Below are 21,483 nucleotides of genomic sequence, written 5' to 3'. Positions count from 1 at the left end.
ACCATGCAGCCAAACCAGACTTCCAGCAACGCCGCCCTGATGGCGCGCCGCCAAGCCGCCGTGACACGCGGCGTAGGCCAGGCCCACGAGATTTTTGTCAGCCGGGCCAAAAACGCCGAACTGTGGGACGTTGAAGGCCGCCGCTATATCGACTTCGCCGGCGGCATCGCCGTGCTCAACACCGGCCACCTGCATACCGAAGTCATTGCCGCAGTCAAGGCCCAGCTCGACCTCTACACGCACACCTGCTTCCAGGTGGTCGCCTATGAGCCCTACGTTGAACTGGCAGAAAAGCTCAATGCCCTGGCGCCCGGCAACTTCGCCAAAAAGACCCTGCTGCTGACCACCGGCGCCGAAGCGGTCGAGAACGCGGTCAAGGTGGCCCGGTCTTACACCAAGCGCCCCGGCATCATCGCCTTTACCGGCGGCTACCACGGCCGGACCAACATGACACTGGGCATGACTGGCAAGGTGGCACCCTACAAGCTGGGGTTCGGCCCCTTTCCCGGCGAAGTGTTCCATGCCGAATACCCCAACGCGCTGCACGGCGTGAGCATCGACCAGGCGTTGCACTCGGTTGAACAGATTCTCAAAAACGATGTGGAACCCGAGCGCGTGGCGGCGTTCATCATTGAACCGGTGCAAGGTGAAGGAGGCTTCTACATTGCTCCGCCGGAGTTCATCAGCCGCCTGAAGGCGCTGGCCGACCGGCACGGCATCCTGCTCATCGCCGACGAAGTCCAGACCGGCGCCGGGCGCACGGGCACCTGGTATGCCAGCGAACAGTGGCCGGTGGCGCCCGACCTGATTGCCATCGCCAAGTCCATGGCGGGTGGCTTCCCGATCTCGGGCCTGGTCGGCCGCGCCGAGGTCATGGATGCACCCGGCCCCGGCGGCCTGGGCGGCACCTACGCCGGCAGCCCGATTGGGTGCGCGGCAGCGCTGGCAGTGCTCAAGGCCTTTGAGAAAGAAAAACTCCTGGAGCGCAGCAAGACGCTGGGCGCCCATCTGGTCAAAGGCCTGCACGCGATTGCGAAAAAAGAAACCTCTATCGGCGACGTGCGAGGCCTGGGTGCCATGGTGGCCATAGAGCTTTTTGAAAACGGCGACCCTGCCCGCCCTGATGCAGCACTGACCAAACGCGTGGTGACCGAAGCCGCCCGGCGTGGATTGATATTGCTCTCATGCGGCACCTACGGTAACGTGATCAGGATTCTGGTTCCCCTCACGGCCGAAGACGCCTTGCTGGACGAAGGCCTGCAAATCCTGGCAGACAGCTTCACCGCATCACGTTGACCTACGTGGCCCCGTTCAGGAAAAACGATGACTGATAACGATGTGCTTGTGCGCTTTTCTGGCGTGCAGAAAACCTATGACGGCGAGCAGCTGGTCGTGCAACAGCTCGACCTCGACATTCATCGCGGGGAATTCCTGAGCCTGCTGGGGCCGTCCGGCTCGGGGAAGACCACCACGCTGATGATGCTGGCCGGTTTTGAATCGCCGACTGCCGGGGAAATTTTCCTCAACGGTTCGCAGATCACCGGCACACCGCCGCACAAACGCAACTTCGGCATGGTGTTTCAGAACTATGCGCTGTTTCCGCATCTCACGGTGGGCCAGAACGTGGCCTATCCGCTCACGGTGCGCAAGGTATCAAAAAGCGACCAGACCAGCCGCGTCAAGCGTGCGCTCGACATGGTTCGCCTGTCGGGCATGTCGGACCGCCTGCCCGGGCAGCTGTCGGGTGGCCAGCAGCAGCGCGTTGCCCTGGCGCGGGCCCTGGTGTTCGAGCCCCAACTGGTGCTGATGGACGAACCGCTGGGCGCACTCGACAAGCAGCTGCGCGAGCACATGCAGATCGAACTGAAGGAACTGCACAAGCAGCTGGGCGTCACGTTTGTCTATGTCACGCATGACCAGGGGGAAGCCTTGACGATGAGCGACCGGGTGGCGGTTTTCAACGACGGCGCGATCCAGCAGCTGGCGCCGGTAGAGGCGCTGTATGAAACGCCCTCCAACCGTTTTGTTGCCGGTTTCGTCGGAGACAGCACGGTGCTCAAAGGCAAGGGAAATGCCACAGGCATCGAATTGCCGGATGGCCGCGTTCTGGGCGGCACCAACGTGAATCAGGCAGTTGCTGACGCGCAGGTCGAAGCCTACATCCGGCCGGAGCGCATTGTGTTGCATCGCCAGGTGCCTGCATCGCCTGCCAGTGCTTTGCCCGCGCACGTGGCCCGCATCATCTATTTCGGCGACCACCTGCGGCTGCTGTGTGAGGTCGGTGCCGGCCAGGCGGAAGCGACAGTCAAGCTGCCGCTCACCCTGTTGAACGGCCAGCCGCCGCCGCAACCGGGCGAAGCGGTGCACCTCGAATTTCCGCCCGCATTTACGCGGATTTATGCGGTGTAACCGCTTTCTCTTTTCACCATTTTCAACGTTCCCTTCTGCCTTTATCAACCACCGAGGAAATAGCACCATGAAGAAAAACATCATTGCCCTTGCCATGGCTTCGTGCCTGGCCGTACCCGCGTTCGCGCAGCAGCAGATCACTGTCGTGAACTTCGGCGGCGCCAATGCCAATGCGCAGAAAAAGGCCTACTACGAGCCCTTCGAGAAAGCAGGCACCAAAGTCGTTGCCGTGGAATACAACGGCGAGCAAGCCAAGATCAAAGCCATGGTCGAGACGAAAAAAGTCACCTGGGATGTGGTGGAAGTCGAAGCACCTGATGTGCAGCGCGGTTGCGATGAAGGTTTGTTCGAGAAAATCGACTTCAGCAAAATCGGCCCTAAGGCAGACTTCTTGCCCGCAGCGGTCAAGGAATGCGGTGTAGGCGTTTTTGTGTGGTCCACCGTGATGGCCTGGAATGCCGACAAAGTCAAGACTGCGCCCACCAGCTGGGCTGACTTCTGGGATGTCAAGAAGATCCCGGGCAAGCGCGGCATGCGCAAGGGCGCCCGCTACAACCTCGAGTTCGCACTGATGGCTGACGGCGTCAAACCCGCCGACGTCTACAAGGTCCTGGCCACCAAGGACGGAGCCGACCGCGCATTTCGCAAGCTGACAGAACTCAAGCCCAGCATCCAGTGGTGGGAAGCCGGCGCCCAGCCCGCCCAGTTCCTCGTGGCAGGCGACGTCGCCCTCAGCACCGTTTACAACGGCCGCATCGACGCCGCCAACCGCGAAGGCCGCAACCTGAAGATCTACTGGCCCGGCGGCATTTATGACCTGGACTATTGGGTCATTCCCAAAGGCGCGCCCAACAAGGATGCGTCGATGAAATTCATCGCCTTTGCCAGCCAGCCCGCCACCCAGGCCGTCTATGCGCAGAACATTGCCTACGGCCCCGTCAACAACCAGGCTTTGGCCAAGCTCGACAAGAAGGTGCTGGACGATCTGCCAACGTCGCCGGCCAATGCCAAAGAGGCGATCCAGATGAATGTTGGTTTCTGGGCCGACCAGGGCGAGGCGCTTGAAAAACGCTTTGCTGCCTGGGCTACGCAATAAGCCGGCGGAGCAACCACCCCATGAGCAGCATCACCAGCCAGGGCGCCCCTCAGGGCAATGACGCCGTCACATTGCGTCAGGCGCTGTCGCGCGCAGACGCTCGTCGAAAATGGCGCGCCTTTGCACTCACAGTGCCCTTGCTGGTGTTTTTGCTGCTGACCTTGCTGGTGCCGATTGCGGCCCTGTTGCAACGCGCCGTTGAAAATCCGGAGGTGGCGAGGGCGCTGCCCCGGACGGCGAAAAGCCTCAAGGACTGGAACGCCCAGACGCCACCCGGCCCTGCAAGTTACGCAGCACTGGTGGAAGACCTGGGCCATCTTTCTGACAGTTCAGATGCCGGTGCACTGGCACGTCGCCTCAACTCCGAAGTGCCGGGTGCGCGCTCCCTTGTCATGGGGACCTATCGCGCGCTGCCTGTCACAGGCTCGCCTGAAGAAATACAGGCCAGGCTGCTCCAGCTCGACCCACGCTGGGCGGAACCCCTCTTCTGGCAAGCGATTGCCAAAAACAGTTCCCGCTGGACGCCCGACTATCTGCTGGCATCGGTGGACTTGCGGCGAGACAGCAAGGGCGAGGTGGAACGCATGCCGCCGGACCAGCGCGCGTTTGGCGCCATTTTGCTGCGAACTTTTCAGATCAGTTTTCTGGTCACCGTCTTTTGCCTTGCGCTGGGCTACCCCCTGGCCTGGTGGCTGGCCTCATTGCCGGCGCGCAAGGCGAACCTTTTGATGATTCTGGTGCTGGTGCCCTTCTGGACATCCATTCTGGTGCGCGTGGCGGCCTGGATCGTCCTGCTGCAATCAGAAGGCCTGGTCAACCGGGGGCTGATGGGTATCGGCCTCATAGACAGCCCCCTGGCGCTGCTGTTCAACCGCGCAGGCGTGGTAATTGCCATGGTGCACATCCTGCTGCCCTTCATGATCCTGCCGCTTTACAGCGTGATGAAGAATGTGCCGGCAACCTACGTGCGGGCCGCCGTGTCGCTTGGCAGCGCACCCCTGTCTGCCTTCTTTCGGGTGTATGTGCCGCAGACCTATCCCGGCATCAGCGCAGGCGCGCTGCTGGTGTTCATCCTGTCGATCGGCTATTACGTCACCCCCGCCCTGCTCGGTGGTGCGGATGACCAGATGCTGAGCTACTACATCGCCCGCTATACCAACGTCGAAGTCAATTGGGGCATGGCCTGTGCGCTGGGTGCAGTTTTGCTGACGGCCACCATGGTTCTTTACAGCGTTTACCGGCGCATCGGCAAGGCCGAACTCAGCATCGGTTGACATCCCTTTTTCTTTTACAGACGCAGACGCCAATTCATCATGCTCAAAATCAAAGGGCCCGCCTTTCCCCGCTATGCCACCCTGGCAGACAAGGCCGGCTGGTGGCTGGTGCGCGCCGCCTGCGTTGCCATTCTGGTTTTTTTGCTGGCGCCCATCCTGGTCATGGTGCCGCTGTCTTTCTCCGACAGCTCTTTTCTGAGCTACCCAATCCCGGGCTGGTCGCTGAAGTGGTACCGCAACCTGCTGGATTCACCTGAATGGGCCAGGGCCGCCAAAAACAGTTTCATCGTGGCCCCCGCCGCAACACTGATCGCCACCGCACTGGGCACTTTGGCGGCTGTCGGCCTGTCCAGAACCAACTTCCGGTTCAAGAGCCTGCTCATGGGCATCCTCATCGCGCCCATGGTGGTCCCCATCGTTGTCGTCGGGGTGGCCACCTACCTGTATTTCGCTCCGCTGGGTCTTGCCGACAGCTACTTCGGGCTGATCGTGGTGCATGCCGCGCTGGGTGCGCCTTTTGTGCTGACCACCGTGCTCGCAACGCTTGCCGGCTTTAACCACAACCTGGTGCGCGCGTCGCTCAGCCTTGGCGAGACCCCGTTGCGGACGTTTTTCAGGATCACCCTGCCGGTCATAGCGCCGGGTGTCATCTCGGGCGCGCTGTTTGCATTTGCCACCTCGTTTGACGAAGTGGTGGTCACGCTGTTTCTGGCGGGCGCGGACCAGGCCACCCTGCCGAGGCAAATGTTTACCGGCATCCGGGAAAACATCTCGCCCACCATCGCGGCAGTGGCCACCTTGCTCATCCTGTTCACCACCACCCTTTTACTGCTGCTCGAATGGCTACGCGGCCGCAGGGCCTGACAAGCCCGGGTGGACTCTACAAACTTACACCCTTGCCCTCAAGCACCCGGAGCGCTGCCTCAATGAAAACACCCCACACACTGACACTCGTGATAACACTCGGCCTGGCGCTCTCCGTACAAGCCCAGACGCCTGTTCAAGCGCCGATGCAGGGATTGACCGTCGCCAACTTCGGCGGAGCCAACGGCAAAGCCCAGGATGTGGCTTTCATCCAGCCTTTCAAGGCAGCCTACAAAACCGATGCACGAGGGGTCGAGTACTCAGGAGAGCTCTCGGCCGTCCGGACCATGGTGACCGAACGCAAGAGCGAATGGGACGTGGTTGAAGTGGAGTCCGCGGACCTGAAGGCGGGATGTGATGCCGGCCTGTTCGAGCGCATCGACCGCGCCAGCATTCCCCATGCCGGCATGTTGCTGCCTGGTACCGTGCAGGATTGCGGCGTCGGCGCTTTTGTCTGGTCCACCGTGATGGCCTACGACCCAGGCCGGTTCAAGGAGACACCGCGCAACTGGCAGGATTTCTGGAATGTGCAGCGCTTTCCCGGCAAGCGGGGCCTGCGCAAGGGTGCGCGCTACAACATGGAAATCGCACTGATGGCCGACGGGGTCCATCGCCGCGACGTGTACACCACACTCGCTACCGAGGCGGGCGTCAAGCGCGCTCTCGCCAAGCTCGAGCAACTCAAGCCCCATATCGTCTGGTGGGAATCGGGCTCCCAGCCGCCCCAGCGCCTGGCCTCCGGCGAAACCACGCTCTCCACCGCCTTCAATGGCCGCATCGCTGCGGCCAACCGCGAACGGCTCACCCCGCTGGCCATCTCGTGGCAGGACGCCGTGTATGAACTGGACTATTGGGTCATCATCAAGGGCTCGCCGAGGCGCGAGCTGGCACGCGCCTTCGTCAGTTTCGCTACCTCTGAAGAAGCGCAGCTGGCCTTTTCGCGTGAAATACCCTATGGCCCCACCCACTTCAACGCCATCCTGCGCTACGACACCGGACACAGCCGCCCTGCCGCCAGCGCACCGGTCACGGACCTGTCCATGGCGAATAGCGACTTGCCATCGGCGCCCGGCAACATGCGCCGGTCGCTCGCCTTTGACCCCGCTTTCTGGACACGCGGTAGCGGGGCCGAGCTGGAAAAGCAGTTCGCCCAGCGCATGAAATAGCCTGCCGGCCGGCAACAGCCGCCGAGCCGCACTGGCTGACCGGCGCCCACACCTGCATTTCCCTCCTTTCATCCGGAAGCCCGAAAACTGTCAGAATAAAAGCAGTTCCGGGCTTTCCATCACGCCCCCCGTTTTTAGGACACCAGCACATGGACATGAAAACTTCCCCCATCTCCCTTCTCAAAGACCCCAGCATTTTCAAGACCAACGCACTGATCAATGGCCAGTGGGTCACCGGTTCATCCCGCTTTGATGTCAATGACCCGGCCACCGACCTGAAGCTGGCCGATGTGGCCAACCTGGGCGCCCAGGATGCCGAAGCCGCCATTGCCGCGGCCAACGCGGCCTGGCCCGCATGGCGCAGCAAGACCGGCAAGGAGCGCCACGCCATCCTGCTCAAGTGGTACCAGCTGCTGATGGCCAACCAGGAAGACCTGGGCCGCATCATGACGGCCGAGCAGGGCAAACCCTTTGCCGAGGCCAAGGGCGAAATCGCCTACGGCGCGAGTTTTGTCGAGTGGTTTGCCGAAGAAGCCAAGCGCGTCAACGGCGAGACCCTGCCCCAGTTCGACAACAACCGCCGCCTGATGGTCATCAAGCAGCCGATCGGCGTGTGCGCGGCCATCACGCCCTGGAACTTCCCGCTGGCCATGATCACGCGCAAGGTCGCCCCTGCCCTGGCAGCCGGCTGCCCGGTGGTCATCAAACCGGCCGAGCTCACACCGCTGACGGCCCTGGCCGCCGCCGAGCTGGCCATCCGCGCCGGCATCCCGGCCGGCGTGCTCAACGTGCTGACAGCCGACAGCGCCAATAGCATTGCCGTGGGCAAGGTGTTCTGCGCCAGCGACGTGGTGCGCCACATCAGCTTCACCGGCTCCACCGAAGTTGGCCGCATCCTGATGGCGCAAAGCGCGCCCTCCATCAAGAAACTGGCGCTGGAACTGGGCGGCAATGCCCCCTTCATCGTGTTCGACGACGCCGATGTGGACTCGGCCGTTGATGGGGCCATGGCCAGCAAATACCGCAATGCGGGACAGACCTGCGTCTGCGCCAACCGCATTTATGTGCAGGACGGCGTGTACGACCAGTTTGTCGAGAAATTCGCCGCCAAGGTCAAGCTGCTGAAAGTCGGCAACGGCTTTGAGGACGGCGTGGTGCAGGGCCCGCTGATCGAGGACGCCGCTGTCGACAAGGTGCAGCGCCATGTGGATGACGCGATGGCTAAAGGCGGAAAACTACTTGCGGGTGGTCACAAGATCAAGGGCCAGTTCTTTGAGCCGACCGTCATCTCCGAAGCCACCGCAGACATGCTCTGCGCCCGCGAAGAAACCTTCGGCCCTTTCGCGCCGGTCTTCCGCTTCCAGAAAGAGCAAGAGGCGATTGACGCCGCCAACAACACCGAATTTGGCCTGGCCAGCTATTTTTACAGCCGCGACATCGGGCGCATTTACCGCGTGGCCGAGGCGCTCGAATACGGCATGGTCGGCATCAATGCCGGCGTGATCGCCACTGAACATGTGCCCTTCGGCGGCGTCAAGCAGTCCGGCCTGGGCCGCGAGGGTTCCCGCCATGGCATGGAGGAATACCTGGAGATGAAGTACCTGTGCCTTGGGGACATCCAGCGCTGAATCGATTCACTCACAGCAAACAGCGAATCGAACCAACATGCGCCTGCTGCTTGTGGAAGACGAAGCCGAGATGGCCTCGTGGCTGGTGCGCGCATTCAAGCAAAGTGGCTTTGTGCCCGACCATGCGCAGGACGCCGGCACCGCCGAGTCACTGCTGGCCGGCAATGACTACGACGCGATCGTGCTCGACCTGCGGCTGCCCGACAAACACGGGCTGAACCTGCTGGCCGATATTCGCAAGGCCGGCAACCGCACGCCCGTGCTGGTGCTGACTGCGCAGGGCTCGCTTCAAGACCGGGTCAAAGGCCTGAACGTCGGAGCCGACGACTTCCTGACCAAACCCTTTGCGATTGAAGAACTCGAGGCCCGCATCGCCGCGCTGGTGCGACGCAGCCGGGGGCGCTCGCACGCGCCGCTGCAGTGCGGTTCGCTCTCGTGTGCCCACGACAGCCGCGCCTTCACGTTGGCCGGCACGCTGTTGCAACTTACACCGCGCGAAAGCGCCGCGTTGTCGGTGCTGCTGGCGCGCAGCGGCTCGCCGGTAGAAAAGTCGCAACTCTCGGCCAAGGTCTTTCCGGCCGACAGCAATGCCGGCCCTGACGCCATCGAACTGGTGCTCCACCGGCTGCGCCGCAAGCTCGACGGCGGCGACGTGCGCATCGTCACCGTGCGCGGCCTGGGCTACATGCTGGAGGCCACCGCACGTGAAGCGCATGAAGATACTGCGGACTGACCTCGACCGCTTCGGCATACGCGCGCGACTGCTGACGCTTCTGCTCCCGGCCATCCTGGGCCTGCTGGCCCTGGACAGCTGGAACGACTATCGAGCCTTGCGGAACCAGGTGCAGGACGCCTACGACCAGGCCATGCTCGAATCCGTCCATGTACTGCGCGGCAGTCTGTCGGTAGGTCCGGACGGTTTGCTGCACCTGAATGCGCCATTGGCGGTACAGGCGGTGGTCGATGCCGCCGGCCCGCTGCAAAAGTACCTGCATATCGGATTGACTCCGCTAGGGGTGGACTCTGCAAGTGAGGTGACCTTGCTAGGCGCAACCGACTTGCCTGCACCGCCTGCGCAGCAGGCCCCCTCGCCCTCTTCCATCGCCTCCCCCGTGGTCTGGTACGACAGCGACTACCGGGACCATGCAGTGCGTGTGGTGGCGCTTCAAAGCAAAGTGCTTGACGAGCGTGGCCAGGCCTTTGACCTGCTGATCCAGGTGGCCGAAAGTACCGAGCCGCGCGACCGGGCGCAGGCGGCCACGCTGCGGCAGGAATTGATACGCGACACCCGCATGGTGCTGGTGATGGTTCTGCTGGTCTGGCTGGGCGTGACCTGGTCCTTGCGGCCGCTGGAGCGCCTGCGCAAAACCGTGTTGGAAAACAAGGGCCGTGACCTCAAGCCGCTGGACACCAGCGGCGTGCCGCATGAAGTGGCGCCGCTGGTCGATGCCGTCAACCAGCACCTGGCCAGCTACCGTGATTTGCTTGAGCAGCAGTCGCAGTTTCTGGCCGACGCATCGCACCAGCTGCGCACACCGCTGGCCATCATGCTGACCCAGGCCGGTGTCGCGCTGCGCGAAAAAGACCCTGAACAGCTTCACACCACACTGCGCGCCATGGTCGTGCAGATCTCGCGCAGCCGGCGCCTGTGCGAGCAACTGCTGTCGCTGGCGCATGCAAACGACAGCGCACTACCCGAAGACGCACCCGCCGTCGTCGACCTCAACGGCATCGCGCGGGACGTGGTGCTGCAGCACCTGACATTGGCCCATGAAAAAAACCAGGACCTGGGCTGGGTAGACGCGGCTGAAGATGCACCGGTGTCCGGCGCATCGCACGAAAGCCCCGCGGTCCCGGTGCTGGCTCGAGGCGCCGAACTGCACGAGGCGCTTTCCAACCTGGTGCACAACGCCATCGTCTACACGCCGGCAGGCGGACACATCACCGTGATGGTGAACATCGTTGATGAGATGGCGATGGCCGAAGTACGCGACGACGGCCCGGGTATTGTCAAGACGCGGCGTGCTGAAGTGTTTGAACGATTTCATTCGGCCGGCCCGACCGAGAAAGGTGCGCGCGGCGCCGGGCTAGGTATGGCCATTGCGCGCGCTTATGCCAGGCGCAACGGCGGCGATATCGAACTGGCCGATGCGCCCTCAGGCACCGGCTTGCGTGCCACCCTGCGGCTGCCGCTGGCATCCGGCCCACAGGGCTGAGCGCACCCGGTTGAGCCGCAGCCAGCGGCTTCACAGGCGCGCCTCTACCCGTTAGTGATAACACGTATTTTGAGTTCGGCTGCGTAAAACGAAAGCCGATTGGAAGCCTCGCTTCCTAACATCCGCTCCATCCCAAACGCCCCCAGTCGGTTGCAACTTGTGCACCGGCCAAAGGCGGGGCCACCACCAAGGAGACACGGATGAATCACCCCCCGTTTGTGACAACGCCCGCAGCGGCGCAGCCATGGAGAAAACCGCTATGAACATGAAGAACCGTAACTTCGTGCGGGGCCTCTGCCTCATGGCGATCGCCCTGCTCTTTGGCGGGGTGTCGCTGAATTACACAGTAGGCGAATTAAGCCGGTCCGGACCCGGCATGTTCCCCTTGATCGTGAGCTCCCTGCTGTTTGTGATTGGCGTGCTCACGGTGGTGCGCTCGCACTTCTATGACCCCGTCCCCCTGGACTACGGCGTCAAAAATATCGCCCTCATTCTGCTGAGCCTCGTCGGGTTTGCAGTGATCTCCCACTACATCAACATGATTCTGGCCATCATATTTCTGGTGTTTTGTTCCACGCTTGCAGGTACGTCGTATTCCGTGGTGCGCAACATCAAGATCTCGGTGGGTCTGATCCTGGTTGCCTTTGCCTTCAAAAACTTTCTCGGCCTTAGCCTGCCCCTCTACTGATGGACATCCTGCATAACCTCTCGCTGGGTTTCGAGCATGCGCTGACCTGGCAAAACCTCCTTTATTGCGCTCTTGGCTGTACGGTGGGAACACTCATCGGACTGCTGCCGGGACTGGGCCCTTTGTCGACCATCAGCCTGCTGCTGCCCCTGACCTATTCCATTCCCACCGGCGGCGCGCTCATCATGCTGGCCGGCATTTACTACGGGGCCCAATATGGCGACAGCGTGAGCGCCATCACCATGAAGATCCCGCATGCCAGCAGCATCGTCGCCTGTATAGACGGCTACCAGATGACGCTCAAGGGGAAGACCGGCCTGGCCCTGTTCACCGCGGGCATTTCCAGCTTCATTGGCGGCACCGTGGCCATTCTGGTGCTTTCGACCCTGGCTCAACCACTGGGTGAAGTGGGCTTCCTGTTTGGGCCGGCTGACTACTGCGCCCTCATGCTGCTGGGTTTTTTCTGCGTGAGCTTTGTCAGCAGCGGCAGCCTGCTCAACGGCCTGGCCATGGCCATGGTCGGCGTCCTGCTCGGGATGGTCGGTACCGATGTGAACAGCGGCACTGCGCGCTACACCATGGACCTGCCGTTCCTGATGGACGGGATTGGCCTGATCAGCATCGCCCTGGGCTGCTTCGGCATTGCCGAGGTGGTGAAAAATCTCGACAACAAAAACGTCCTCACCCCGTTCAACGGCGAGATCAAGCTCATGCCGACCTGGCCCGAGTTCAAGCGCATCATCCCCAGCGCCCTGCGCGGCAGCATCATCGGCTCAGTCCTGGGCATACTGCCCGGCGGCGGCCCCACGATTGCCCAGTTCGCCGCCTACGCCGCCGACAAGAAGTTCAGCAAGTACAAGCATGAGATCGGCACCGGATGCATCGAAGGCGTGGCCGGGCAGGCCGCCGCCGACGAGGCCGCCGCACGCACCAGCTTTATCCCGCTGATGGCCATCGGCATTCCCGAAAATGCCGTCATGGCGCTGATGATGGCCGCCTTCGTCATCAAGGGGATCCAGCCCGGCCCCAACATGATCGCCAGCCACCCCGATTTGTTCTGGGGTCTGGTAGCCAGTATGTGGGTGGGCAACTGCTTCCTGGTCATCCTCAACGTACCCCTGGTGCGCTACTGGCTGTCGGTCTTCAAGATTCCCTACACAGTGCTGTTTCCGGCCATCCTGTTTTTCTGCTGCATCGGCACCTTCAGCATCAACAACAGCCTGGACGACATCTACATCACAGCCGTGTTCGGCCTGGTGGGCTATTTGTTTTTGCGCCTGGAGATGGAGGCCGCGCCACTCCTGCTGGGTTTCATTCTGGGCCCCATGCTGGAGGAAAATTTCCGCCGCGCCATGCTTCTCAGCCGGGGCAGCTTCAGCGTGTTCGTCAACCGACCCATCAGCGGGACCTTGCTGGCCATGATCGGAACTCTGGTCGTGTGGCAGGTCGTGGTGTTTGTCCGGAAGCTGATCAAGGCGCCCGACCATCACATCCACTCGGACGGCAATGCGCCCGCCGTGCCGCTACCCGCAACCGGTGGTAAATGAGGTCAACGTGAGGCAAAAGCAGTAGAGCCCGCCGGTTCTCCCCGCCCCTGAAAGCCCCCAAGCCTCTCACAAGCTTGGGGGCTTGTTTCATACGGCCGTTGTGTTGAAATGAGCCCTCCCCCTCAGGAGACACGCCAACATGAACCGTAGACTCTTCATCCAGGCCGGCGCCGTCGGCTCGCTGGCCCTTTTTGCTCCTTTTTTGATAGCTGCTCGCGCTCAACCAGCGGGCGCTGCAGGCACAAAACGTCATGGAATCGTGATCCAGGTCAGCGACAACGACCCGGCCAAGTGGAACCTGGCGCTGAACAACGCCAAGAACCTGCAGGACGACGTGGGCGCCGCCAACGTCGACATTGAGATCGTCGCCTACGGCCCCGGCATCGGCATGCTCAAGCTGGAGTCCCCCACCGGCTCACGCGTCGCCGACGCCGCCAAAACCGGCATCAAAGTCACCGCCTGCGAAAACACCATGCGCGGCCAGAAGCTCAGCAAGGACGACATGCTGGCCGGCATCAGCTATGTGCCCGCCGGCGTCACCGAGATCATGAAGAAGCAGCACGAAGGCTGGGCTTACCTGCGGCCGTGAGCCCGGGGGGGGGACGAACCCTCAAGGCTGCTCCGCCCCTTCCAGCCGCGCCGCCTGCACCGGCCGGTGAAAGCGCTGGTTGAGCTTGCCACGCCAGTGGTTGATCAGGTGGTAGATCAGCTGGAAGCACACGGTGAAGATCACAATGACCAGGCCGATCAGCAGCAGCCTGTCGCCGGCCTTGGGCAGGGTTTCGATGGTACGCAGCGTGATGGTGGTGGCCTCGACCACGCCCACCGCGGCGCCGAAGCCTGAGGACAGCACCATCACAAAAAACGCGCGCACCAGGCCCATCACAAACAGCATGGCCGCCACGGGCGAACCGCTCCTCAACTGGCGCATGGCCTCGACCGCGTGGTCCGACACATAGGCCGTGGAATACAGGCTCAGCGACAGCACCACCGCCAGCCAGGGTGTCATGGCGAACTGCCGCGAGCCGATGTGAAAGCCCGCCGGCACCACGTTGACTAGGAAAAACATCACCACAAAGGTCGGCACGGTGCGCATCAGCGCGACCAGCCAGGCAGCCGGCGTGGCAGCCAGGCCGTTGCGAAAGCGCGCAAAAGCCAGCGGCGCGCCCAGCAGCATGCCGCCCAGCAGCGCGCAAATGGCGATCTGGAAATTGACGACCAGGGCGGCCAGGAATTCCGGGATAAAGCGCGGCAGCAGCTCAAGCATAGGAAGCCCTGCTCAAGGCCAGCCGCGACTGCCAAACGTCGGCCAGCTTGTGCACCACCGCGACCAGCAGCATGTAGAAGATCAGCAGGAAAGTGTAGGTGTTGATGCGTTCGCTGGAAAACGACGCCACGTCGGTCAGCGCGGCCAGCAGCTCGGGCACGCCCATCACCGACGCGGCCGGGCTGCCCCGGGTGGCGTTCACCATGAAAGCCACCATTTGCGCGCGGGCCCGGTAGACCGCCGCGCTCAGGGCGGGCCGGGCCTGTGCGCGCTCCTCGCGCAGCGTGAGCATGGCCTCCGCGACGGCCTGCCCGGCGTTGCTGCCGTTGAACAGGCCCAGCACCAGAACCGCAGCGGCCAGCGCGACCAGCGGCGAGGTGGCGCCCATGGCACCGACCACCACGCCGGCCAGGATCATCAGCAAAATCAGCGGCGTCGATTGCATGGGCCACAGCACGCAGCGCATGGACCAGCGCAGCCAGCGCATGCGGGACGTGAGGCCCGCGCCAAAGGCCAGCGCGAAAGCCCAGGTCGCCAGCACGGCGCCCACCACCAGCAGCACGGAGAACCAGACCCCTTCCAGCAGAAGGTCCAGCGCCACCCAGATCTTGAACATGGCCAGCGTGACCCGCGTGCCGGTGGTGTGGTAGATGAAGTTCTCAAGCCGGTCGACCAGGGGCGCGAAGGAGGTGGGCTGCAGCTGGTTGTCCAGCGGCGCCATCACGCAGGCCGGATCGTTCAGGGCGCTGATCTGCGCGCAGTTGCTGCCGGACCAGAGCCGGCGCTGCTGCGCCAGGAAGGGCGAGTCCGCCCCGTGCTTTTTGGCCAGCGCCTGCAGGGCGCCCGAGATGTGCAGCTGCTGCATCGACAGCGCCAGCACGTCCGCCAGGCGCGCGCCGCCGTTGCGTGACACGGCCGCGCCCCAGGGCAGCGGGGCGAAGCCGAACTTGGTGTCGTAGGCCGCGGCAAACGCGGGCTGCTGCAGGTAAGACGCAAAAAAGCTGTCGTCCTGCGCGACCAGCGAGCAACCGCCCAGGCGAAGCTCATCGACCAGGCTGGAGGCCTTGTCAAACAACTTCAGGCGCGCGCCATTGACCGACAGCTCGGCATTGGTACTGTTGCCCACCGTCACGCAGACCGTGTTGCCGCGCAACTTGACCAGCCCCCCGATCTCCAGCTCTTTGCGCCCCAGCACAATGGTCTGCGACTGGTAGTAGTGCGGCCTCACGAACAGGGCTTCACGGTCCCGCTGCAAGGTGTGGCCCATGGTGGCGATGACCATGTCGACCCGCCCTTCGCCGAGCAGCGCCAGGCGGTTGGCGGGCGTGACCACCACAAACGCCGGCTCAACGCCGAGCGAGCCCGCCAGCTGGTGCGCCAGGTCGATTTCAAAGCCCTGCAGCGCGCCCGCCGCGTCCTCGAAGGCAAACGGCGGATAGCCGGTGCGCACGCCCACCCTCAGGGTCTTGGTGCACAGCACGCGCGACAACACATCCACCGCCTGGTCGCAATTCCGGCCTTGCGGCGCGCCGGCCTGGGCCGCGGGCGGCGGCTGTTGCGGCGGCCGGCCGTCCTGGGCGGCCGCGGTGAAACACAGCAGTGCCAGGCTGAGGGCCAGCACGCGGCGCATGGCAAAGCGGCTTTCAACCACGCCGCGGATTCGCATCAAGCTTCCTCGTGCTTCCAGCTGATTTCAACCAGGTCGAAGTCGACAAACCAGTAGGAGCCCATCCTGTGGATGCCCTCCCCCAAGAAACGCGACAGCACCTGCGGGCTCAGGCTGACCTGCTTGTGCGCGGGCAAAGGCACCGAAGCACAGTAGGCGATGCGCGCCTGCAGGCCCAGGGCCTCGACCATCGCCTGTGTCTTGCTGAAATCGAGGAACACGTTGTGGGTCATGACGGCCAGGCCGCCGGGCGCCAGGTGGCGGGCCAGGCCCTGCAGGAAGGGGTCGACACTGCGGCGGCCGTCGATACCGCCGGCGCTCCAACTCGGCAGCCGTCCATCGCCCTCGATGTGCTCGGCCGCGAACTGCGGCAGGTTGGTCACCACCAGGTCAAAGCGCGCGTCGCCGCACACGCTCCACATGTCGCCCTGCAGCAGGCTGGCATTGGCCTGCAGCCCTTCCTGGTCCAGCAGTTTTTGCGTGGCCTGCACGGCCAGCGCCTCGAGCTCGACGCCCAGCGCGCTTTGCGCGCCCAGTGCCAGCAGCATCGCCATGATCACGCCGCTGCCCGGCCCCATCTCCAGCGCCCGGGCCGCATGCACACGCCCCGGGTGCTTGCGCAGGTAAAGCAGCAAAGCGGCGGTGTATTCGCTCGGACTGAATAAATTGGTTTCGTTCAAAACAATTCTTCTTGCATCCCGAAAGGCGGCTTTGACACTGGGGCGGCCGGCTTGAAGCACGGTCGAGCGATAGTAACCTATGGATACACCTTTGTGATTACAGGCAGGCGCCGCTTGCCCATGCCTTTGAAGCTGGCACCGCAGTGTAAAATTCGCCGCAAGCCCGCTACCGGCGCGGCTCAGCGCCAAGTGGTTCATCAGCAGCCACCCAAACGCGGGTGTAGTTCAATGGCAGAACGGCAGCTTCCCAAGCTTCATACGAGGGTTCGATTCCCTTCACCCGCTCCAGATTTCGAACAAGGTCTTTAAGTTCTTTGAAGATTTAGCATCCGACCTCAACTGTTGCGCCAAGGTCCTGCAAAGGATGTTCATGGCAAAGGCTGGCTATCTCTATCGCCGCAGCAAACTTTCAAAATATCGCCCGAGAGCCAGGTTGAATTCCTGGGGGGCTTCCAGTGCCGGCAGATGCGCCGCGCCCTGAAGTACCAAGCTTTGGGCCCCGGGTATGCGCCGCGCAACAAGCGCGCATCTTTCCTGCAAGTGCGGGAGGTCAAGATCGCCCCACATCACGAGCGTAGGCGCTTTGATCGCTTCCAGCTGTTCCCATGCTGAAGGTTCTTCGGATGCCGGGCCAGGGTTGGCGGCCCGTAAAGCGCTACCATTCATCGAGAGGAAGAGCTGGCGAATCTCACCTCCTACTCGCTCCGGCGGACTCAAGGGGCCGTCCAGCCAGAGACGAGCCTGAAGCTCATTCTTTGCATCCAGGTCGCCCTGCGCCGCAGCGGCGCTGATCGCATCCATCAGTGCTTTGACCGGATCCCCGTATTGCGGCGCCGGTGCACCGCTCACCCCGGGCGCAACAACCACCAAACCGCTCACCCGGTCTGGCCGCGCCAATGCGGCGTCGATGGCGACGCGGCCTCCCATGGAACAGCCTACCAACACCGCACGGTCATATCCCAAAGAATCCATCACATCCCAAAGGTCGGCCACATTTGAATACGGCGTTGGCCTCACTGTGCGCGACGCTCCAAAGCCGCGGCGGTCGTAGCTGATTACAGGGTGAGCTGTTGCCAGCCAGTTCCATTGGCCTTGCCACATTCGCCGGTCTGCGACGTTGGCGTGCAGCAAGACAACCGGCGTGCCAGTTGCGCCGTGGTTTGCCTCGTATTCCACAGCCAGCAAAGCGCCAGGAACTTCAACCAGCTTCATTGTTTTCATGGCTATGACGATACTGATCGCAGACCTTGGATGTCAAGCCGTGATTGCCGTTGGCAGCGGCCAGCGCATCACGATGATGAATATGCCCGGCAAGGTCAGGCCGCTGCGGGCCAGCCCGTCTTACGGATTCCCGCGCCGCTTCAACCACCTCATCAGGCTGCCGACCACGGGCAGCTTTTCATAGAGTTCTTCAGCCGCGTCCCAGTAGTCGCGGTGCAGCGTGATGCGGCCTTCGCCGTCCAGCACCAGGTGCGAGCCGCCCAGGATGCACTGCGCCCTTCCCCGCTGAAAACGTTTGAAGGCAAAGTGGAACTCCCAGGTCAGAAAGCATTGCGTGCCTTGCACGATGCGCCCGGTGATGACGAAGCGCGGGTTCTCCAGGGTCTCATACATGTGGCTGTAGATCTGCTGGATCGCGGGCAAGCCATGCACATCGTTGAACGGATCTTTAAAACGTGCATCGGGAGCGTAGATGGCGCCCAGCGTTTCCACGCCCGCGGGGGTGAGGGTCTGGAAGGTGTCTGCAATGCGGTCGACAGCGTAGTTGGCGAAGTTCATGAATTTCTAGGCCTGCCTGAGGCGGCGGGTCGCCGCGAAAAACAAGGGGTAAGGCAAAAGCCGCAAGGCTTTCATCCAGAGGGTAAAGCGTTTGGGGAAGTGGATTTCAAATTCTCCGCGTGCCCAGCCCCGCAGTATTTCGCTCGCCGCCTGTTCGGGGCTGATCAAGGCGGGCATTTTGAACTGGTTCTGTTGCGTCAGCGGTGTGTTGACAAAGCCGGGGTTGATCAGCGAGACACCGACACCCTGGGCGTGCAGGTCCAGGTACAGGGTCTCGGCGAGGTTGATGAGCGCGGCCTTGGTGGGGCCGTAGGCCAGGCTGTTGGGCAGGCCCCGGTAGCCGGCCACGCTGCCCATGAGGCTGATGTGGCCGCGCTGGCCGGTGCGCGTATCCGGCTGTCGCGCCAGCAGCTGCGGCACCACGGCGTCCAGCATGTAGAGCGCGCCGAGGTAATTGACTTCGTTGTGGCGCAGCAGGTCGGCCAGGTCCATGTGGGCGGCGTCCATGGCGTGATAGTGGCCCGCGCAGTACACGACGCAGTCCAACGCATCCTGGGCGGCCAGGGCCGATGCCGCGGCCTTGACCGCGCACGCGTCGGTCACGTCCAGCGGCAGGGCAAGGGCGCCGGGGTGTGCGTCGACGAAGGCGTTGAGCGCATCCGCGCCGCGGGCCGACACCACCACCTTCGCGCCCCGGGCGTGCAGCGCTGATGCGGTGGCTCGGCCTATGCCGGTGGAGGAGCCCACCAGCCAGACCGTGCGGCCGCGCCAGTCCGCGATGCGAGAGTTCAGTGCCATGGCTGTCTATCGCTTGGTGAAGGACAGCGTCACTTCGCCCAGGCCCACACCCCACTTGCGCATGGCGGCCTTGTTGAGCATGACTTTGTCGTTCATGAGGTACATCCAGTCGTCAAACTGCACGTTGATGACCCGGCCGTCCACCGGCAAGGCCAGGGTGTAGGCCCAGTTGAAGGCGTTGCCGCTTTGCCGGCCCTCGGCGGTGCCCACCACGTCGTCGGCCTGGCCGGTGTAGTGGCCGTCGGCATGGCGCGTCAGGCGCCAGATGCGCCGCTGGGTCGTGCCGTCGGAATAGCTGAAGGCTTCGTCGAGCACGCCGGCGTCTCCCTTCCAGGTGCAGGTCATCACCACGCTAAAGCGCTTGACGACCTTGCCGGAGCGGTCGGTGAAGATGCCGTAGGCGTCGAGCGTGCCGTTGAAGTAGTCGCGCAGTTCCAGCACCGGGGTTTCCCTGGCGTAGTCCTGCACTTGCGGCGTGCTGCATGCGCCCAGCAAGGCAGCGCACACGACGACGGCGAGAAGGCGTGAGCGGTGGAAAAAAGTGCGTTGTGTCATGGGGTGTGCGGCTGGGCCGTGGTTGGGAGGATGAAAAAATGGAGCGCGCCGGCCGCCAGGGCTTTGAGCGCGCAGGGCAGGAGGCAGTAAGCGGCGGTGAGCAGGGCGGAGGCGTTGGCGTCCCGCACGCCGGGCACATAACCGAGCCAGCCGAGCAAAGGCAGGGCCAGGCCGGCGGCCAGCGCGAGGTTGAGCTTGGTGGCGAAGTTCCACCAGCCGAAGTAAGCCCCTTCGGCGCGACCGCGGTCACCGGCCCTGGCAATGACGCCGGCCAGCAGCGCGCCGGGCAGGACCAGGTCGCTGCCCAGGGCCGCGCCGGACAAGGCGCACACCAGCAAAAACCAGGGCGCGTCGCCCGCGCCCAGCCGGCTCGCGCCCAGAAAAACCGCGATGGACAGCAGCATGCCAAAGCGCCAGCTGTGCGCCAGCCCCCAGCGCTTGACCCCGCGCAGCCACAGCGGCATGGACAGCGCGCCGCACACAAAGTACACGGCCAGCGCGGCGGACTGCATGGCCTCGCTGGCCAACAAACGGTCTTGCAGGAAAAACAGCACCAGCGTGGCAGGGATGGCGCTGGCGATGCCGTTGAGCAGGTAGACGCCCAGGAGGCGGCGAAAGTCGGGGTTGCGCCACGGGTGCCGGAGCGCGCCGGCGGTGCTGTCCGCGGCGCTTGCCGCCGCATGGCCGCGCTCGGGCCGGGGCGCCGCGCGCCAGGTCCACCAGCCGCCTGCCAGGCCGGCGACCAGCAGGGCCAGCATGACGGTCACGCCCAGCAGCGCGGGCGTGACCGACGCGAGCAGCACGCCCACCAGGCCCAGCCCCTCGCGCCAGGCCACGACGCGGCTGCGATACAGCGCGTCGCCGCCCAGCATGGCGCCCCAGGACTGGTGCGCAATAGACAAAGCGCTATAGGCTGCATAGGTCACGACCAGCCAGAACCCCGCCCACCAGAGCAGTGCGGTGGGATCACTCACCAACGGCACAAACAAAAAAGAAAATCCCACGGCGAGAACGGCTCCCGCCAATGCGCCCATCACCAGCACGGCGCGAAGCGAGACGACATAGAGTCGATCGCACAAGCGGCCCAACAACGGATCAATGACCGCATCAAGCAGGCGCGCCCCCAGGAGCACGGCGCCCAACGCCGCGAGCGAGACGCCCCAATGGCGCGTGTACAGATTGGGCATTAATACATACAGCGGCAAGGCGCAAAACGCCAGGGGCAACCCCAGCAGGCCGTAGCGCGCCCCGCCGCTCAGACCCAGAACCCGGGGCTCCGCTTCGATGCGCGCGGCCATAGAGGAATTCATGGTGCGGCACCCACCGGGGCCGGGGATTTCTCCTGCGCCAGCAGCGCGCGGCGCATTTGCGGCTCGGAGGTTTGCGGTGACAGCCAGATACCGAAGAAGAGTTTGGCAAACAGCGGGTCGCGCACTTCACCGAGCAGGCGGCCGTTGCTCCAGAATACCGCGCCCGTGGCGGGCTGGTGCACCCCGGTGATGCGATCGCCGGTTTTGACATCCGGGAACAGCGCGCGCATCTGGTTTTCCCAGGCAACTTCCTGCGCCGGGGTCATGGGGGTGACGGGCGCCTGGCGGCGCATCTCCGCAATGGATCGCCGGGCAATGTCGGCCCCTTTGAAGTCACGCAGGTAAGCCAGCTCCAGCGCAAACGGGCTTTTTTCATAGGCTGGCCCGTCGAATCCTGGTGCGACCCAGAGGGTCGCCCGGTAAACCTCAAGGCCCCAGAATTTCAAATTAGCCTGACCCGACAGGCTGGCCGCGGGCAAGGCGGAGCGCAGCTCTTGCGGCAGGGGCAGAGCCTGAACTTGCAAGCAAGACAAGCACCCA

21 protein-coding genes and 1 tRNA gene are annotated in these 21,483 nt (G+C 63.5%); 13 read left to right on the top strand and 9 right to left on the bottom strand.

Annotated features, from left to right (window positions below):
• Positions 1-3: 3 nt before the first annotated feature.
• From gabT to AC1DU8_RS06580, 12 genes are all read left to right on the top strand, one after another.
• Complete coding sequence (gene gabT / locus AC1DU8_RS06635) at positions 4-1,296, top strand: 4-aminobutyrate--2-oxoglutarate transaminase (protein WP_457280211.1); 1,293 nt, start codon at positions 4-6, stop codon at positions 1,294-1,296.
• Between the two features lie 27 nt (positions 1,297-1,323).
• The gene (locus AC1DU8_RS06630; protein WP_457280210.1) at positions 1,324-2,409 is read left to right on the top strand and encodes an ABC transporter ATP-binding protein; all 1,086 of its coding nucleotides are present in this window, start codon (positions 1,324-1,326) and stop codon (positions 2,407-2,409) included.
• A 67-nt stretch (positions 2,410-2,476) separates the two neighbouring features.
• A complete protein-coding gene (locus AC1DU8_RS06625) occupies positions 2,477-3,505 on the top strand; it encodes an ABC transporter substrate-binding protein (protein ID WP_457280209.1) in 1,029 nt (342 codons plus the stop codon).
• A 20-nt stretch (positions 3,506-3,525) separates the two neighbouring features.
• Positions 3,526-4,779, top strand: a complete 1,254-nt coding sequence (locus AC1DU8_RS06620; RefSeq protein ID WP_457280208.1) for an ABC transporter permease — start codon at positions 3,526-3,528, stop codon at positions 4,777-4,779.
• Between the two features lie 39 nt (positions 4,780-4,818).
• Positions 4,819-5,643, top strand: a complete 825-nt coding sequence (locus AC1DU8_RS06615; RefSeq protein WP_457280207.1) for an ABC transporter permease — start codon at positions 4,819-4,821, stop codon at positions 5,641-5,643.
• A 62-nt stretch (positions 5,644-5,705) separates the two neighbouring features.
• The gene (locus tag AC1DU8_RS06610; protein ID WP_477726563.1) at positions 5,706-6,809 is read left to right on the top strand and encodes an ABC transporter substrate-binding protein; all 1,104 of its coding nucleotides are present in this window, start codon (positions 5,706-5,708) and stop codon (positions 6,807-6,809) included.
• Between the two features lie 149 nt (positions 6,810-6,958).
• Complete coding sequence (locus tag AC1DU8_RS06605; protein WP_477665686.1) at positions 6,959-8,437, top strand: NAD-dependent succinate-semialdehyde dehydrogenase; 1,479 nt, start codon at positions 6,959-6,961, stop codon at positions 8,435-8,437.
• Positions 8,438-8,474: 37 nt separating this feature from the next.
• The gene (locus AC1DU8_RS06600; protein ID WP_477665685.1) at positions 8,475-9,170 is read left to right on the top strand and encodes a response regulator; all 696 of its coding nucleotides are present in this window, start codon (positions 8,475-8,477) and stop codon (positions 9,168-9,170) included.
• Positions 9,151-10,653, top strand: a complete 1,503-nt coding sequence (locus tag AC1DU8_RS06595; protein ID WP_477665684.1) for a sensor histidine kinase — start codon at positions 9,151-9,153, stop codon at positions 10,651-10,653. Before AC1DU8_RS06600 ends, AC1DU8_RS06595 begins: the two co-directional genes overlap by 20 nt.
• A 265-nt stretch (positions 10,654-10,918) precedes the next feature.
• Positions 10,919-11,341 carry a tripartite tricarboxylate transporter TctB family protein gene (locus tag AC1DU8_RS06590; RefSeq protein WP_457280964.1) on the top strand — a complete coding sequence of 141 codons (423 nt, stop codon included), beginning with the start codon at positions 10,919-10,921 and terminating at the stop codon, positions 11,339-11,341.
• Complete coding sequence (locus AC1DU8_RS06585; protein ID WP_477665683.1) at positions 11,341-12,888, top strand: tripartite tricarboxylate transporter permease; 1,548 nt, start codon at positions 11,341-11,343, stop codon at positions 12,886-12,888. Before AC1DU8_RS06590 ends, AC1DU8_RS06585 begins: the two co-directional genes overlap by 1 nt.
• A 139-nt stretch (positions 12,889-13,027) precedes the next feature.
• Positions 13,028-13,477: a DsrE family protein gene (locus AC1DU8_RS06580; RefSeq protein ID WP_477689309.1), complete on the top strand. Its 450-nt coding sequence runs from the start codon at positions 13,028-13,030 to the stop codon at positions 13,475-13,477.
• A gap of 21 nt (positions 13,478-13,498) precedes the next feature.
• Here AC1DU8_RS06580 and AC1DU8_RS06575 read toward each other — a convergent pair whose 3' ends face one another.
• The 3 genes from AC1DU8_RS06575 to AC1DU8_RS06565 are packed head-to-tail and all read right to left on the bottom strand — an operon-like array spanning position 13,499 to position 16,501.
• On the bottom strand, positions 13,499-14,155 hold the full coding sequence (locus AC1DU8_RS06575) for an ABC transporter permease (protein ID WP_477689308.1): 657 nt from the start codon (positions 14,153-14,155) through the stop codon (positions 13,499-13,501).
• Positions 14,148-15,821, bottom strand: a complete 1,674-nt coding sequence (locus AC1DU8_RS06570; protein WP_457280199.1) for a transporter substrate-binding domain-containing protein — start codon at positions 15,819-15,821, stop codon at positions 14,148-14,150. The genes AC1DU8_RS06575 and AC1DU8_RS06570 overlap by 8 nt, the downstream gene beginning before the upstream one ends.
• Entirely contained in the window at positions 15,821-16,501 is a 681-nt protein-coding gene (locus AC1DU8_RS06565; protein ID WP_457280198.1) for a methyltransferase, read from the bottom strand. The genes AC1DU8_RS06570 and AC1DU8_RS06565 overlap by 1 nt, the downstream gene beginning before the upstream one ends.
• A 214-nt stretch (positions 16,502-16,715) precedes the next feature.
• Here AC1DU8_RS06565 and AC1DU8_RS06560 point away from each other — a divergent pair.
• A tRNA-Gly gene (locus AC1DU8_RS06560) sits at positions 16,716-16,789 on the top strand.
• Between the two features lie 102 nt (positions 16,790-16,891).
• Here AC1DU8_RS06560 and AC1DU8_RS06555 read toward each other — a convergent pair.
• The 6 genes from AC1DU8_RS06555 to AC1DU8_RS06530 form a co-directional block, all read right to left on the bottom strand.
• Entirely contained in the window at positions 16,892-17,722 is an 831-nt protein-coding gene (locus AC1DU8_RS06555) for an alpha/beta fold hydrolase (RefSeq protein WP_477726562.1), read from the bottom strand.
• A gap of 120 nt (positions 17,723-17,842) precedes the next feature.
• The gene (locus AC1DU8_RS06550; protein WP_457280196.1) at positions 17,843-18,280 is read right to left on the bottom strand and encodes a nuclear transport factor 2 family protein; all 438 of its coding nucleotides are present in this window, start codon (positions 18,278-18,280) and stop codon (positions 17,843-17,845) included.
• 6 nt (positions 18,281-18,286) lie between these two features.
• Entirely contained in the window at positions 18,287-19,078 is a 792-nt protein-coding gene (locus AC1DU8_RS06545; RefSeq protein WP_457280195.1) for an SDR family NAD(P)-dependent oxidoreductase, read from the bottom strand.
• Between the two features lie 6 nt (positions 19,079-19,084).
• Positions 19,085-19,633 (bottom strand): DUF3833 domain-containing protein, encoded by a 549-nt coding sequence (locus AC1DU8_RS06540; protein WP_457280194.1) that lies wholly within the window; start codon positions 19,631-19,633, stop codon positions 19,085-19,087.
• Positions 19,630-20,943, bottom strand: a complete 1,314-nt coding sequence (locus AC1DU8_RS06535) for an MFS transporter (RefSeq protein ID WP_457280193.1) — start codon at positions 20,941-20,943, stop codon at positions 19,630-19,632. Before AC1DU8_RS06535 ends, AC1DU8_RS06540 begins: the two co-directional genes overlap by 4 nt.
• Positions 20,940-21,467: a chalcone isomerase family protein gene (locus AC1DU8_RS06530; protein ID WP_457280192.1), complete on the bottom strand. Its 528-nt coding sequence runs from the start codon at positions 21,465-21,467 to the stop codon at positions 20,940-20,942. The genes AC1DU8_RS06535 and AC1DU8_RS06530 overlap by 4 nt, the downstream gene beginning before the upstream one ends.
• Positions 21,468-21,483: the final 16 nt, after the last annotated feature.

It is taken from the genome of Polaromonas sp. P3_A5, from assembly GCF_056403055.1.
The sequence above is the reverse complement of the archived record's forward strand: the minus strand, read 5'-3'. Positions and strand labels throughout refer to the sequence as shown.